The organism is Rothia nasimurium (assembly GCF_928391935.1).
Lineage (GTDB): Bacteria > Actinomycetota > Actinomycetes > Actinomycetales > Micrococcaceae > Rothia > Rothia nasimurium_D.
In genome coordinates, this window is record NZ_CAKMTD010000007.1 from 59,269 (window position 1) to 73,689 (window position 14,421).

The 14,421-nt window shown below is 61.2% G+C and carries 11 protein-coding genes and 1 tRNA gene; 7 read left to right on the top strand and 5 right to left on the bottom strand.

The window, feature by feature from the left end:
• Window positions 1-3: 3 nt before the first annotated feature.
• The 3 genes from L7A15_RS08210 (at window position 4) to L7A15_RS08220 (ending at window position 2,877) form a co-directional block, all read left to right on the top strand.
• On the top strand, window positions 4-1,824 hold the full coding sequence (locus L7A15_RS08210; protein ID WP_237188321.1) for an ABC transporter ATP-binding protein: 1,821 nt from the start codon (window positions 4-6) through the stop codon (window positions 1,822-1,824).
• Window positions 1,825-2,007: 183 nt separating this feature from the next.
• Window positions 2,008-2,084 (top strand) — tRNA-Pro (locus L7A15_RS08215).
• Between the two features lie 232 nt (window positions 2,085-2,316).
• On the top strand, window positions 2,317-2,877 hold the full coding sequence (locus tag L7A15_RS08220; RefSeq protein WP_237208727.1) for an NADPH-dependent FMN reductase: 561 nt from the start codon (window positions 2,317-2,319) through the stop codon (window positions 2,875-2,877).
• A gap of 90 nt (window positions 2,878-2,967) precedes the next feature.
• On the opposite strand, the gene L7A15_RS08225 is transcribed toward L7A15_RS08220, so the two are convergent.
• The 5 genes from L7A15_RS08225 to L7A15_RS08245 all read right to left on the bottom strand — a co-directional run bounded on the left by L7A15_RS08225 (window position 2,968) and on the right by L7A15_RS08245 (window position 9,305).
• Window positions 2,968-5,082 (bottom strand): MMPL family transporter, encoded by a 2,115-nt coding sequence (locus tag L7A15_RS08225; RefSeq protein WP_237208726.1) that lies wholly within the window; start codon window positions 5,080-5,082, stop codon window positions 2,968-2,970.
• Window positions 5,083-5,101: 19 nt separating this feature from the next.
• Window positions 5,102-6,115, bottom strand: coding sequence for a hypothetical protein (locus L7A15_RS08230; protein ID WP_237208725.1), 1,014 nt, complete (start codon window positions 6,113-6,115; stop codon window positions 5,102-5,104).
• Between the two features lie 122 nt (window positions 6,116-6,237).
• Entirely contained in the window at window positions 6,238-6,879 is a 642-nt protein-coding gene (locus L7A15_RS08235; protein WP_237188313.1) for a LutC/YkgG family protein, read from the bottom strand.
• Window positions 6,879-8,504: a LutB/LldF family L-lactate oxidation iron-sulfur protein gene (locus tag L7A15_RS08240; protein ID WP_237208724.1), complete on the bottom strand. Its 1,626-nt coding sequence runs from the start codon at window positions 8,502-8,504 to the stop codon at window positions 6,879-6,881. The genes L7A15_RS08235 and L7A15_RS08240 overlap by 1 nt, the downstream gene beginning before the upstream one ends.
• A 3-nt stretch (window positions 8,505-8,507) precedes the next feature.
• The gene (locus L7A15_RS08245) at window positions 8,508-9,305 is read right to left on the bottom strand and encodes a (Fe-S)-binding protein (RefSeq protein ID WP_237188309.1); all 798 of its coding nucleotides are present in this window, start codon (window positions 9,303-9,305) and stop codon (window positions 8,508-8,510) included.
• 548 nt (window positions 9,306-9,853) lie between these two features.
• On the opposite strand from L7A15_RS08245, the gene L7A15_RS08250 reads away from it, so the two are divergent.
• From L7A15_RS08250 to L7A15_RS08265, 4 genes are all read left to right on the top strand, one after another.
• Window positions 9,854-11,548: an L-lactate permease gene (locus tag L7A15_RS08250; RefSeq protein ID WP_237188308.1), complete on the top strand. Its 1,695-nt coding sequence runs from the start codon at window positions 9,854-9,856 to the stop codon at window positions 11,546-11,548.
• 139 nt (window positions 11,549-11,687) lie between these two features.
• Complete coding sequence (locus L7A15_RS08255; RefSeq protein ID WP_237188306.1) at window positions 11,688-12,446, top strand: FadR/GntR family transcriptional regulator; 759 nt, start codon at window positions 11,688-11,690, stop codon at window positions 12,444-12,446.
• A gap of 205 nt (window positions 12,447-12,651) precedes the next feature.
• A complete protein-coding gene (locus tag L7A15_RS08260) occupies window positions 12,652-13,563 on the top strand; it encodes a type IV toxin-antitoxin system AbiEi family antitoxin domain-containing protein (protein WP_237208723.1) in 912 nt (303 codons plus the stop codon).
• A 146-nt stretch (window positions 13,564-13,709) separates the two neighbouring features.
• The gene (locus L7A15_RS08265) at window positions 13,710-14,399 is read left to right on the top strand and encodes a TetR/AcrR family transcriptional regulator (RefSeq protein WP_237208722.1); all 690 of its coding nucleotides are present in this window, start codon (window positions 13,710-13,712) and stop codon (window positions 14,397-14,399) included.
• Window positions 14,400-14,421 lie beyond the last annotated feature (22 nt).

Below are 14,421 nucleotides of genomic sequence, written 5' to 3' on the forward strand. Positions count from 1 at the left end.
CTCATGGCACCGAAGAACATTTCTGACGCCGAAGATAAGATCAGCCTCAGCCGGGAGGAAGCTAAGGCCGTGCGCCGCCGCTCCCTTGCCCTCCTACTCGACGTCCTCAAGCCGGTCCGGGCCCACCTGGTGCTGACGGTGGTGCTGGTCGTCCTGGCAACGGCCCTGACCACGGCCATGCCCTGGCTGATTTCCACCGCCATCAATGAGGCCCTGGCTCCTCTTCTAGCCGGGGATGCCAATTACGCACTCACCCTGACCGCCCTCTATGCGGGGGCGGCTCTCCTTGCGGGGCTGGCCACCTACGCCAATATCCTGCTGACCTACAAGATTTCGCAGCAGGTGCTCTATGACCTGCGCCTGCGCATGTTTGAGCACGCCCAGAAACTCTCGGTTGGTTTTCACGACACCTACACCTCCGGCCGCGTGATTTCCCGTCTGACCAGTGACCTTGATACGATCCGCCAGTTCCTGGACTCCGGCCTGTCAGAGCTGGCTGCCATGCTGCTCTCCATCGTGTTCACGGTGATAGCACTCTTCATCATGGACTGGCGGGCGGGCCTGGCCCTTTTCATCATCATGCTCCCGGTGGCCTGGCTGACCCGCTGGTTCCGGCGTGAATCCGAACTGGCCTACCGGGCGACCCGGGTCGCCTCTGCCCGTATCATCTCCCGCTTTTCTGAGACCTTTACCGGGTTGAGGGCTGTCAAGGCCTTCTCCGCTGAAGCCCCCGCCCGCGCCGCCTACGCGGATACGGCTGAGGAGTACCGGGTGAGGGTCATGCAGTCCATCAAGGTCTTTGGCACCTACACCCCCGTGCTGCAGGCCCTCGGTAATACCTTTGTGGCAATTGTGCTGGTCATTGGTGGCTACTCAATTCTGGGTGGCACCATGCAGGCCGGTACCCTGCTGGCCCTGGTGATTTACTCCAACCGGGTCTTTGAGCCGATTTTCATGCTCACCGACTACTACAACCTCTTCCAGTCGGCGGTCTCTGCCCTGGAAAAAGTTTCGGGTTTCCTGGCTGAGGAGCCCGAGGTCGCAGAACCTGCTGTGCCTGCCCGACGCGAGCGTCCGGCGTCCGGCCATCTGGTCTTTGAGGGGGTTGAGTTTGAGTATGTGGCAGGACGCCCCGCTCTGCACCGCCTGAACACTGAGGTACCTGCCGGGCAGCGTCTGGCCCTGGTGGGGGCGACGGGTGCCGGTAAGTCCACGATCGCTAAGCTGGTGGCCCGTTTCTACGATGTCACGGCCGGTTCCCTGCGCCTGGACGGGGTGGATCTGCGCGATCTGAGCGATGAGCAGTTGCGCCGGGAGGTGGTCATGGTGACCCAGGAGGCCTTCCTCTTCAAGGGAAGCGTGGCCGATAATATCCGGCTGGGCAACCCGGCGGCCAGTGATGAGGAGGTCTTCGAGGCGGCCCGTAAGGTGGGGGCCTACGACTTCATCATGGGCCTGCCCCAGGGCTTTGACACCAACCTGGCGACGCGCGGCGGGAGGGTGTCGGCGGGCCAGCGGCAGCTGATTTCCTTTGCCCGGGCCTTCCTGGCTGACCCGGCCGTCCTCATTCTCGATGAGGCCACCGCCTCGCTCGATATTCCCACCGAGAAGCTGGTGCAGCGGGGTCTGGAGTCCCTGCTGGCAGGCCGCACCTCCCTGGTTATTGCCCACCGCCTCTCGACGGTGCTGACCGCCGACCGGGTACTGGTCGTGGCCGACGGCAGGGTGGTTGAAGACGGCTCCCCCACCGATCTCGTCAGCCAGGGCGGCAGGTTCGCCCAGATGGTCACAGCCTGGGAAGAGAACAACTCGACCGGCGAATAAGATCTATTGTTACCGCCCTAGGGTTGCCCCTCTTGGCAAACCCTGCGATGTTGGCTTACGGTAGACAGTAGCAACGCTGGTCAACGGCGCCCAGCGGTGCCTTACTTTCTCTTGCAATTTGGCAGGCTCCACCCCTGCACGTTATACTTGAGAGGTTGTTGGTACCGCAGGGTATCACCACATCGGGATGTGGCGCAGCTTGGTAGCGCGCGTCGTTCGGGACGACGAGGCCGCAGGTTCAAATCCTGTCATCCCGACCAAGCAAACCGCCTCTGGCTCTAGCCGGGGGCGGTTTTTCTATGCCCCGCGCCTGGGGCAAGTGTGCCGGAAACCTTCATATGTAACGGCTTTAACGGAACATATGAAGTTTTCCGGCACATCTGCTTTTCCAGCGGAAGGCCCTGGCCGTAACATACCGAAAAATTTACTTGCTCTGTAAAGTTTTACGGGGTTATAGTTATTGACAAAAGTTACAGAACTGAAAGGAAAATCATGGCATCCCAGGTACTCATCATCTCAGGCTCCGACCGCGTCGGCTCCTTCAACACCCAGCTCGCCCAGCAGCTGGCCACTGCCCTAACCGCAGCAGGCCAGCCTGCAGAAGTCTACGACTACTCCGATATCCCCCTGCTCAGCCAGAACAGCGAGTTCCCCACCCCGGCCTCCGTCGAAAAGCTCCGCGCCGACATCGGGGCTGCGTCCGGCCTCATCATCGTCTCCCCCGAATACAACGGCTCCTACCCTGCCCGCCTCAAGAACCTCATCGACTGGGCCTCCCGCGCCGTCGTTGCCGGGGATAAGGACACCCCCACCGTTCTCAACGGCAAGAAGGTCGGTATCGCCTCGGTGGCCAACTCCACCTACGGCAAGTTCGTGCGCGAGCACCTGCGTCACCTGGTTCCCTACGTTCGTGCCAACCTGATGGAGGGCGAGGGCCTGGGCGTCCGCATCCCCGGCGAGGCCTGGGGCACCGGCAAGCTAGAACTGGACGAAGAGCAGCAGAAGAACGTCGATCAGTTCGTCGCTGACTACCTGAAGTTCCTGGCCGACTAATCACCTGAACTCAAAAAAAATTGGGGCCTCCCTGGCACACAGGGAGGCCCTTTTGCATGGGTTTCAGCAGTTCGGCTCAGCGAGCTAGATTCAGCGGGAGAGCTTCGAGGGCCACCAGATTTTCTTGCCGGTATCTTCCACGAGGGCGGGTATCAGCAGGGCTCGCACTACGGTGGCGTCGAGCAGTACGCCAAAAGCGACGATGAAGGCGAGCTGGGCCAGGAAGATGAGCGGGATGACGCCCAGGGCAGCGAAGGTTGCCGCAAGCACGATTCCTGCGGACGTGATGACCCCGCCGGTTGCCACCAGCGCCGTTCGTAGGCCCTGTTCGGTCCCCTGATGTAGAGCTTCTTCCCGCACGCGGGTCATCAGGAAGATGGTGTAGTCGATCCCCAGAGCGACCAGGAATACGAAACCGTAGAGAGGTACAGTGGGGTCGGCACCGGGGAAGTTGAACACGTGGTTAAAGACCAGGGCCGAAACGCCCAGGGCAGTGAGGTACGACAGCACCGTGGCAGCCACCAGCATCAGCGGGGCCAGAATCGAGCGCAGCAGAACCATCAGAATCAGGGTGATAACAACAAGCACCACCGGGATGATGAGGGCGCGGTCGCGCTGGGCACTATCGATGGTATCGAGGGCGGACGCGGTCGTCCCGCCAACCAGCGAGCCGGGAGCGGCGCTGGCAAGGCTCTCGCGCATCTGGCGCACAGTCTCTTCTGCCTGCGGTGAGTCGGCGGGGTCAGCCAGAGTCACCTGGAGCATGACGCGCCCCTCAACTTCAGTGGGGGCAATACCGGCAAAAACCGGCGGAACTGACTCAGCTGAAGCGCCCACCGGCACGGTGCCAGCGGGTGACTCCTGGGCAACCGCGGCAATAGAGCTTACTCCATCTAGCCCGTCGAGGGCAGCCACTGCGGTATCTTGCTCGGCAGCAGGCACAATTACATTTGCCGGGGAGCCTGAGCCACCGGGGAAGTGTTCAGCCAGCACATTCTGGCCGTCCCGTGCCTGGGACTGCCCCAGCACCAGGTCAGACTGGCGCACCCCGTCAGCCTGGAAAGTCGCAGAAAAGCCTGCGAAGATAGCCAGCGCCAGAGCCGTGACCAGCCAGACTGTGCGGGGCTTGCCCGACACGAAAGCCGCAATTTTTGCCCAGAAGCCGGCTGAGGCGTCCTTAACCTCAGCGGAATAGCGGGGACGGGCAGGCCAGAAGGCAACCCTGCCCAGCAGGGCCAGGACGGCGGGCAGGAAGGTCAGCGAGGCCAGCATAGACAGCACGATGCCGGTAGCTGCCACGGGCCCCAGGGCCTTGTTCGACGACAGCTCAGAGAGCAGCAGACACAGCAGGCCCGCAATCACCGTACCGCCGGAAGCCAGAATCGGCTCAAGGGAGCCGCGCCAGGCAACCCGGGTTGCCTCCCAGCGCGAAACGTACTGGGTGAGGGCCTCACGGTAGCGGGCTACATAGAGCAGGGAGTAGTCGGTTGCAGCACCAACCACTAGAATCAGCAGGATTCCCTGCACCTGGCCGTTGATCATGACCCAGCCGGCATTCGCCATGTGCCAGATAACGAAGATAGCGCCAGAGAGGGCAACCATCGAACTGGTCAGCACGATAATGGGCAGCAGGGGCGAGCGGTAGACCACCAGCAGAATCACGAAGACCACAATCAGGGCAACTGCCAGCAGGATGCCGTCGATACCGCCAAATGCCTCAACCAGGTCGGCCGAGAAGCCAGCCGGGCCGGTTACGTAGCCGGTGAGGCCGTCGGGGGCCTGGGTTATCTCGGCGCGGATGTTATCGACAACGGTTCGGGTCTCCTGGTCGGTGGAGATGGGCAGAATGAGCTCCGCTGCCCGGCCGTCCTCTGAGTAAATGACGGGAGAGCTTTCACCGGTGAAAGTGCCGGACGCCGCCAGCTGGCCGGTGAGACCCTCTAGGTAGGTGCGGTGGGCATCGGTGAGGGAACCGTTAGCTTCAAAGACAAGAATTGCGGGCACCGCGTCGGTGCCCAGGAAGTCACCCTGCTGCTCTACCACCTGGGTGGATTCAGCAGAGGCTGGCAGAAAGTCAGTCTGGGAGTTGGTTGAGACCTCGGAGATTTTTCCAAAGTAGGGCCCGCCGATACCCGCCACAGCCAGCCAGGTCAGGGTCAAAACAGCTGCTATCAATACCCGCAGCCAGGTGGTTCCTTGTTTCATGGGGCTCCTAGATTCGTTGTTAGCCCCTGCCGGTCAGCAGGGCCAAAATCGTTTCAAGCGGGCCCCGGTAGAGGGCCGTCGCCCCCAGGAAATGCCGCCACACCAGGGCAAAAAGGGAAGCCCCGACAACCAGACCTGCCAGCATATACCAGGAGTCATCCGAGGCGGGCCAGCCATACCCGGGAGCATAGGCGCTATAGGCAGCCAGCGCAGCAATCTGCAGGACGTAGAGGGTGAGAGTCATGCGCCCTGCATACAGGACGGGGGCGACCAGCTGCTCCTTGGCCCCCACAGCCCGGGCCAGCAGGCAGCACCAGCCCACCGAAGCCGTCGCCAGCAGGAGGCTGACAGCAATCTCAATACGGGACACAGAATAGGGCACGAGGGTCAGCCCAGCTGAGGGAAGGTACCAGAACACAGCAGCAAGCGCACCTGTAGCAGCAACCGCAACAGCAGCGTCCCCAGCGGCTCCCCAGCGTTCCAGCCCAGAAGCCAGAAGAGCACCCACGCAGGCGTAGACCAGCAGGGTCAGCACCTGGTAGTGCTGGCCCGTCACCAGCCAGTCATAGGCGTAGGACCTCCACCAGCCAGCGGACGCCGCCGCGGCTGCGTCCTGAACAAAATAGGTGGACGCCAGCGGAGCCACCCACCAGGCGGCCGCACCGATAAGCCCCAAGGCCCAGGCCGGCAAAAAAACAAGCGGGGCAATCACAATAGCCAGCACGCCCAAATACTGAAGCACAATATCAACCTGGGCACCCCAGGTACCCAGATACAGCCCCAATGCCACCAGGGCGATTCCCCGAACAACAGAACTTGCAAACAGGGCCGGGAAACTCATCGTCGACGACGAAAACCGGGCCGCTGCCCCCAGCAAAACCGCGAAGAGGGGGGCCGCCAGAAAATCAGCATAGGCCAGAAGATTAGCTGGCCCGGCGGACGGGGCCGTATGCGCCACAAACATGGCCACCAGGGCCACCCAACGGGCCAGGTCAACACCAACAACCCGGTCAGAACTCTGAGCTAAACGCATGCTGTCCTCCAGCGAACGAGCCAATTCCTACCTGCCCTAGCCTAACAGCAAAACTCCGCCTGCCTTCCCCCTCTGACGGAGAAAAGCAGGCGGAGTTCGGTGCATCAACAGCGGGCTAGAGCCTACTTGAGGATAATGACGTCCAGGGTACGGGGGCCGTGGACGCCCTCAACGCGGATCAGCTCGATATCTGAGGTTGCTGAAGGACCAGAAATCCAGGTCACCGGCTTGGTGTAGTCCAGGCGGGAGACGGTTTCAGGGATCAGCTCAACAATGGTGTCCACGGGAACCACGCAGATGTGGTGGTCAGGCACCAGGGTGATGGCGCGGCGGCCCTCTTCGTCGGAGCTGTTCAGGGCGATAGTGCCGGTTTCAGCGCAGGAGACGGTTGAGGAGGTCACCACAGCGTCGATGGCGTCCAGCTCACGCACGGAAAGAGCGCCAGGCTTGTTGGCGTTGCCGGAATCGACGACGCGGGAGCGGGAGGCGGTATCCTCGGGCAGCCAGGCAGGGTTCAGACCGGTGGGAACCACGTAGCGGGAGGACTTGCCCAGCAGCTCGCCGACGCGATCTGCAATGGTGTCTGCCGTCTCGTGGTAGACGTTGGCCTTGTAGTCGATCAGGCGGTCAACCAGCATCTCGATGATTTCTTCGAGGTTCTTGTCGCTCTCGCGGCGGTAGTTGCGGATCGGCTCAGCAGGCTGGGGGTTGTCCCAGAGGGAGGCGCGGATGCGGCCGAGGATTTCTGCTTTGGCATCAGACATTAGTTAGCCTCCTTGGGGGCAATGGGGTTAGCAGTTTCAGCGTTGGCGTGGGCTTCAGCGATCTTGGCCTGGTTGGCGGCAATGAGGGCCTGCAGGTCAACCCGCTCACCGCCGACGCGCTTGGGGGCGTCGCCGCGTTCCTTCTTCCACTGGTTACGGAAGGAGGTCTTGGGGGGCTCGGGGATGTCACGGTACTCGGTCCAGCCGCCGACGATACCGGGAAGCTTGGTGATCTTGCCCTTCTTGCCGGTGATCAGCTTAGAGGCAGGCAGGCCCTTGGTGGCCAGGGCCATGAGCTTGCCGGAGCTGAAGAGCTTCTTAGCGCCGAACATCATGGCGTCCATCTGGATGTGACGGTCCTTCTTGCCGCCAGCGAATTCACCCTGGGCTTTCTCGTGGTCAACGGCCTTGCCGCGCAGGTGAACCAGCACGTCGGGGATGTTGATCTTGACGGGGCAGGCCTCGTAGCAGGCACCGCAGAGGGAGGAGGCGTAGGGCAGGGTGGCGTTGAACTGGTTCTCAATACCGCCCAGCTGGGGGGAGAGGATGGATCCGATGGGGCCGGGGTAGGTGGAGCCGTAAGCGTGGCCACCTGCGCGTTCGTAGACAGGGCAGACGTTCATGCAGGCTGAGCAACGGATGCAGTGCAGGGCCTGGCGGCCAACCTGGTCGGCCAGGGCAGCGGTGCGGCCGTTATCCATGAGGATGACATGCAGGTTCTGGGGGCCGTCGCCAGGGGTGACACCGGTCCACATGGAGGTGTAGGGGTTCATGCGCTCACCGGTGGATGAACGGGGCAGCAGCTGGGTGAAGACCTCAAGGTCCTGGAAGGTGGGCAGGAGCTTCTCGATACCCATGAAGGTAATCAGGGTGTCGGGCAGGGTCAGGCACATACGGCCGTTACCCTCAGACTCAACGATGGTCATGGTGCCGGTTTCGGCGATACCGAAGTTGACGCCGGAGATGGCGACCTTGTTGGTCAGGAACTTCTCGCGCAGGCGGAAGCGGGAGGCTTCGGCCAGCTCAGCCGGGTCGTCGGTCAGGTTGGGGTTGACGCCCTCAATCTTCTTGAGGAAGATGTCGCGAATCTCGGTGCGGTTGCGGTGGATCGCGGGCACCAGGATGTGGGAGGGGCGGTCATTGTCGCCCAGCTGGACGATTTCTTCTGCCAGGTCAGTCTCGATGGCGTGGATACCGTGCTCTTCGAGGAACTCGTTGAGGCCGGTTTCGGCGGTAGCCATGGACTTAATCTTGTTGACCTCGGTGACGCCTTCAGCCTTGATCAGCTTGAGGGCGATTTCGTTGGCCTCGTGGGCGTCGCGGGCCCAGTGGACGTGGCCGCCGCGGGCGGTGAAGTTCTTTTCGAACTCTTCCAGGTAGGTGTCCAGGTTGGCCATGACCTTCTGCTTGATCATGGAACCTGCGGTACGGAGGTCCTGCCAGTCTGGCAGCTCGCTGGTGACGTTGGCTCGCTTGGTGCGAATCTTGTGGGTGGCAAAGCCCAGGTTGGCGCGGAGCTGCTCGTTCTGGAGCTCGCGTTCAGCGTATTCGGGGAAGGGCTCAAATTCGAAGATGTTGCCGACGCCGTGGCGGACCTTGGGCATGCCGAGTGCGGTGGTTGACATGTCTTACTTACCTCCTGCGGTAACAGCTACGGGACCGCTGACCTTGAGCGGGTTTTCCTTGGTGGATGCGAGGATCTCTGCGAAGTGGACGGTCTGAACCGGGGAGTCCTTGCGGGAGAGGGCACCGCCAATGTTCATGAGGCAGGATGAGTCGCCGCCGGTGCAGACGGACGCGCCGGTTGCTTCAATGTTTTCTACCTTGTCGGCGACCATAGCGCCGGAGGTATCTGCGTTCTTGAAGGAGAAGGTGCCGCCGAAGCCACAGCACTGGTCCAGACCGTCAATCTGGGTGTATTCCAGGCCGCCTACGGTGCGGATCAGGTCTTCCTGGCGGGTGCCCAGGCCCAGCAGGCGCATGCCGTGGCAGGAGGAGTGGTAGGTGACCTTCTCGGGGAAGTAGGAGCCCAGCTGTTCTGCGGCGTTGGTAATGCCGCAGACGTCGATCAGGAACTGGGCCAGTTCGAAGGAGCGGGCTGCCAGGGAGGCTGCTGCCTGAGCGGTAGCGGCATCGCCTGCGCGTTCAGCGATCATGGGCTGCTGGTGGCCGAGGGAGGCAATGCAGGAGCCGGAGGGGGCGACGATGGCGTCGAAGTCCCATTCGCTGAATGCGTCAACGTGGTTCTTGACGATCGGGTAGGCGTCGTCAAAGTAGCCGGAGTTGACGTGCATCTGGGAGCAGCAGGTCTGCCCCTGGGGGAAGACAACCTCGTGGCCGAGGCGCTCCAGAATGGTCACGGTTGCTTCAGCAACCTTGGGGTACATTGCGTCGACAATGCACGTTGAGAACAGTGCAACACGCATATCTTTACCTTCTTCCGTGGGGCTCCTGCTTGGGTTCTGCGGGGCCGCAGCGCCGTTGCCTTGGGTTTCAGGACGCGGGGCCGGTGGGATCGGCTCATCAGTGCAAGTGGGGTGCCTGGTTAGATGTATCTCTTCACCCTTCATTTAACACGATTGCTTTGCATTTATAGCACTTTAAATAGCGCATATTTTCCTGAGCAAATGGTTTCTATGGTCAGACCACGCAGGACCCAATAGCTAAACCTTCAAAGACAGCCCTTTTGCCCCTCCGTCCGGCCCCACGCCCACAGCCCCACGAAAACCAACATAAACACGCAAAGACACACACAAAACCAGCCCAAAATACCCAAGAAACCAACCTCCCCCACGTCCAGAAAAAAAATCACCTCAAAACCTGGCTCCAGCTTGTTGTCTGTGATGAGCGTCCTGTAATGTATCTCTCGAAAAACAATGGTCTGACCACAGAAGGTTGGACCTCAATTTTGTTGGCTCACCAATTCACAGCAGAACCGGTCAGCCATCCCATCATTCACCCAAAGGAGAACACAGTGGAAAACACTTACACCGCTGTAACCGACGCAGTCGGTGGATCTCTGGCACTGAGCGCACTCGTCTCAACCCTGCCCCTGATCGCCTTCTTCGTCATGCTGCTCGGCGTCAAGGCCCGAGCCCACGTCTCTGGCCTCGTCTCCCTGCTCGTCGCCCTGCTCGTCGCCATCTTCGGCTTCGGTATGCCCTGGGACCTGGCAGGCATGTCAGCCTTCCGCGGCGGCATCTACGGCCTCTTCCCCATCGTCTGGGTTATCCTCATGGCCATCTGGTTCTACCAGGTCACCGTACTCTCCGGCCGCTTTGAAGACCTCCGCCGCACCTTCGACCTCATCGGCGGCGGCGACCTCCGCATCCAGGCCATCCTGATCGCCTTCTGCTTCGGCGGCCTCCTCGAAGCCCTCGCAGGCTTCGGCGCCCCCGTCGCTATTACCGCAACCATGATCCTGGCCCTGGGCGTCAAGCCCCTCAAGGCAGCCACCACCGTCCTCATCGCCAACACCGCCCCCGTGGCCTTCGGCGCCGTGGCCATCCCCATCACCACCGCCGGTGAAGTTGGCGGCAAGGACGCCACCGTCATCGCAGCCCTCGTCGGCCACCAGGCCCCCTTCGTCGCCTTCTTCGTCCCCTTCATCCTCCTCTGGATCCTGGACGGCGTAAAGGGCCTCAAGGACGCCTGGATGCACGCAGCCGTCATCGGCGCCTCCTTCGGTGTCGCCCAGTGGTGGGCCGCAACCTACTTCGTCTACCAGCTCACCGACGTCGTAGCCTGCATCGTCTCCATCGCAGCAGCCGTTGTCTTCCTCCGCTTCGTCAAGCCCCGCGGCGTTGAAGGCGTCCGCGAACGCTACGGCATCACCGCACCCCTCGAAATCGAGCACCTGCCCGGCCGCCGCATCTGGATGGCCCTCATGCCCTACCTGGTTGTTGTCATCATCTTCGGTGTCGCCAACCTCTACGACCCGCTGGTCAAGTGGCTCAAGTCCACCGCCATCAAGTTCGAAATGCCCCTGCTCAGCGACCGCCTGCTGACCGCCTCCGGCGACCCCGTCAACTCCGCCTACTCCTGGGCCTGGCTCGGCAACCCCGGCACCTACCTGCTCATCTCAGGTCTGCTGGTAGCTGTCCTCTACGGCATCTTCAACGAAAACGGCAAGTACAAGATCTCCATGGGCGACGCCATCAAGGAAATCGGCGCCGTAGCCTTCAAGATGCGCTGGTCCGCAGTCACCATCGCCCTGGTTCTGGCCCTAGCCTTCGTCATGAACTACTCCGGCCAGACCGTTGCCATCGGTGAATACGTCGCCTCCCTCGGCGTAGCCTACGCCTTCCTGGCACCCGTCCTCGGCTGGGTCGGCACCGCCGTCACCGGCTCCGACACCTCAGCAAACGCCCTCTTCTCCAAGCTGCAGGTCACCGCAGCTGAGCACCTGCAGGAAGGTGGCATGACCGGTGCCCACCCCGAACTCATGCTGGCTGCTAACACCACCGGTGGTGTTGTGGGCAAGATGATCTCACCCCAGTCCCTGGCCATCGCTGCAACCGCAGTGAACATGGAGGGCAAGGAGTCTGTCCTCATGAAGTCAGTCGTTGGCTGGTCCTTCGTCCTGCTGCTGGCTATCTGTGTCCTGGTCCTCCTGCAGGCAACCGTACTCTCCGGCCTGCTGGTTGAGCCCTACCTGGCCGGCCACTAAGCCACATACCTAATTCAGGTATAAACCAGTTGAGGGGCGGTACGTAACACCTTGGTTATGTACCGCCCCTTTCTATAATCTTTACCCGGAATCACTCATCTTTTCCCTCCCCACCCTTTTACTTCCCAAAGGTCAGCGCGTGAAAGAAAAAGAGCCCACCTACTCCCCCCTGCTCTCCTCGATTGAGAACCAGCTCCGCCACGGGCAACTGCGAGTTGGCGACCGCCTCCCCGGCGAACGCACCCTCGCAGAGAACTTCGGCATCTCCCGGGCTTCTGTACGCGAGGCACTTCGGATCCTCTCAGCCGTCGGCCTCATCCGCTCCGGGGTTGGTTCAGGGCCAAAGGCCGGCGCCGTCGTCGTCTCCGAGCCCTCGGACGCCCTCGGGTGGGCCCTCCGCATGCACATTGCCACCCGCACCCTCCCGGTGGAGGACATTGTCAACACCCGCATCCTTCTTGAGGGTGAAGCCGCCGCCCGGGCCGCCGCCGCGCCGCCGTCCGTCCGTAGAACCAAGGCCCTGGCAACCGCCCGGTCTTACCTGGACGAGATGAGCTCCCCCGAGATCCCGAACGACCGCTTCCATTTCTGCGACACCCGCTTCCACTACGAGATTTCATCCCTGGGCGGGAACATCGTCATGGACACCGTCATTGACTCCCTGCATCTGGCCACCGTGGGCTATGTGCAGGAGGCCGTGCCCTACCTCGATGATTGGGCAGCGACTAAACGTGAGCTCCAAAAACAGCATTTGGCGATTTACAATGCCGTAGCCGCAGGTCAGGCTGAGGAGGCCCAGCAGGCCGTCGCTCACCATATCCGCTGGTTCTACGCCCTGTCAGAGATTGGGGCCACCCACGACGAGTACCATCAGAAGGTTCGGGACGGCCAGGGCTAACCAAGTCCGCCCCCTACGGGTAGGTGCTTAGTCCCACGGGTAGGTGTCTATTCACCTACCCGTGGGACTAAGTACAGACACTCACGAAATCGCCCGGTGGTCAGGTTTTCCACAGGCTTCAGAATATGACCTAGGTGTTGCAGAGGTTATCCACAAAATATGCCTCTCACTTGTGCCGACGGCAATTCTGAGCCATTGTTTTGCCATGAGTAGCAAAGTTCTTTCTGCCCTGAAAACCACCCAGCAGCTGGAGCTTGAGGGCTTCAGCAAAAGCACAATCAGCCGACGCCTCCAAACCGGCCACCTCACCCGGGTATGCCGAGGCATCTACCTGCGCCCTGAGCTGGCCCGAGATTTTGACGAGACCGACCACGCTCTCACCCGGATTCATGCCATAGCCCTCTCTGGCGAAAATCGCGTCATCAGCCATGAATCAGCAGCACTCATGTGGGGAGCTCCCTTGCTGAAACTGCCCACTAAGGTCCATGTGTCGGTGGCAAAAACTTATAACGTGTCACACCAGCGGATCCTCTTTCATAGAAACAGACCGCAGGTCGTTGAGCAGGCCCGGCTCATTGACGGGGTGCTTGTGGCCTCCCCGCTTCACGTCATTATCGACTGCCTGGCATCGAGTTCTTTTTTACAGGCGCTAGCCATTACCAACCATATGTTGAATAAAAATCTGGTGACGTGGGCAGAAACTACCGAAGCCCTGTCCCAAGTGCGGGGTAAGGGCGTGCGGTCTGCCCGACGGATCCTTCCCGTCATGAGTTTGCACTGCGAATCGATTTTGGAGTCACTTGCCCTGCTACGTATCGGTGAGTGGGGGCTCGAACGTCCTGTGCAACAGTGGGAGGTTCGCACCCGGTCAGGTGCCCTCTACCGCCCCGATTTTGCATGGCCTCACCTGCGGTTGATTTTAGAGGTTGATGGTCGCTTTAAGTACACGGGCAGGTTTGGTTCAGGGGATGACCGGGTTCACAAGGACGTCCTGCGGGAGCGGGAACTGCGCAATGAGGGTTGGACGGTCGTCCGCGCTACCTGGTCTGAGCTCATGCACAGCCCTGAAACAATTCGACGGGTGTTGCTGAGCCATGGAGTGCGCCCCGCCGCATAAGCGCTGTGAGTAGGTACTTAGTCCCACAAGTAGGTACCTAAGCACCTACCTGTGGGACTAAGTACAGACACCGGCAGAAGATCAGCACCTGAGACCTTCCACCCACCTTTTTGCAGAAACTGCAATTTTGCGGTTACTGTAGTTACATGACAGTACCCCTTGCCCCCGATCGGCGACACCTCCGGAAGGTCGCTACCCGGACGGCGATCCTCGACGCGGCCGAACACATTGTGCTCACCCAGGGCCCCAGAGCCCTCACCACCAAGGCCCTGGTGGAGCAGGCAGGGGTTTCTGAGCGCACGATTTTCAATCATTTTCCGAGCCTTGAGGACGTCCTTCTTGCCCGACTCAACGAACACGCCACCAAGCTGAAACTCATTGACGGTTGCCTACTCCTCCCCGAGGGTGCCCCCCTGGCCGATAGGGCCTCAGTGGACGTCCTCCCCCGCCTCCTTGAGCAACGGTGCCGCGACCGGGTGAGTAGTTTGAACGGCCATGAGGCCCTGGTCAGGGCAGTCCGGTTGGCTCTGGCTATGGTTGAACGGGATGAGGACGCCCTCCACGCCTACACCTCCCAGATGTTGAGTAGGGCGGCGAGGGAGAGCATCGAGGAACTCCTCGCGGCCCATGATCTCACCTCCGAGCAGCAGTACGAGCTGGCGATTTATGTAAACTCCCTGTGTCATTCCATTGCTTTTGGCCTGGACAGGGCCATGAAGGAGCTGTCTCCTGGTGGAGATTTTGAGGCGATCACGGATACAACTCGCATCACCCCCTACCTCATCTGGGCCATGGACCGCGTCAGTGCCGGTCGCCCTCATTTTTCACAGAAATAAACCCTGAACGGAACCTCAAGAA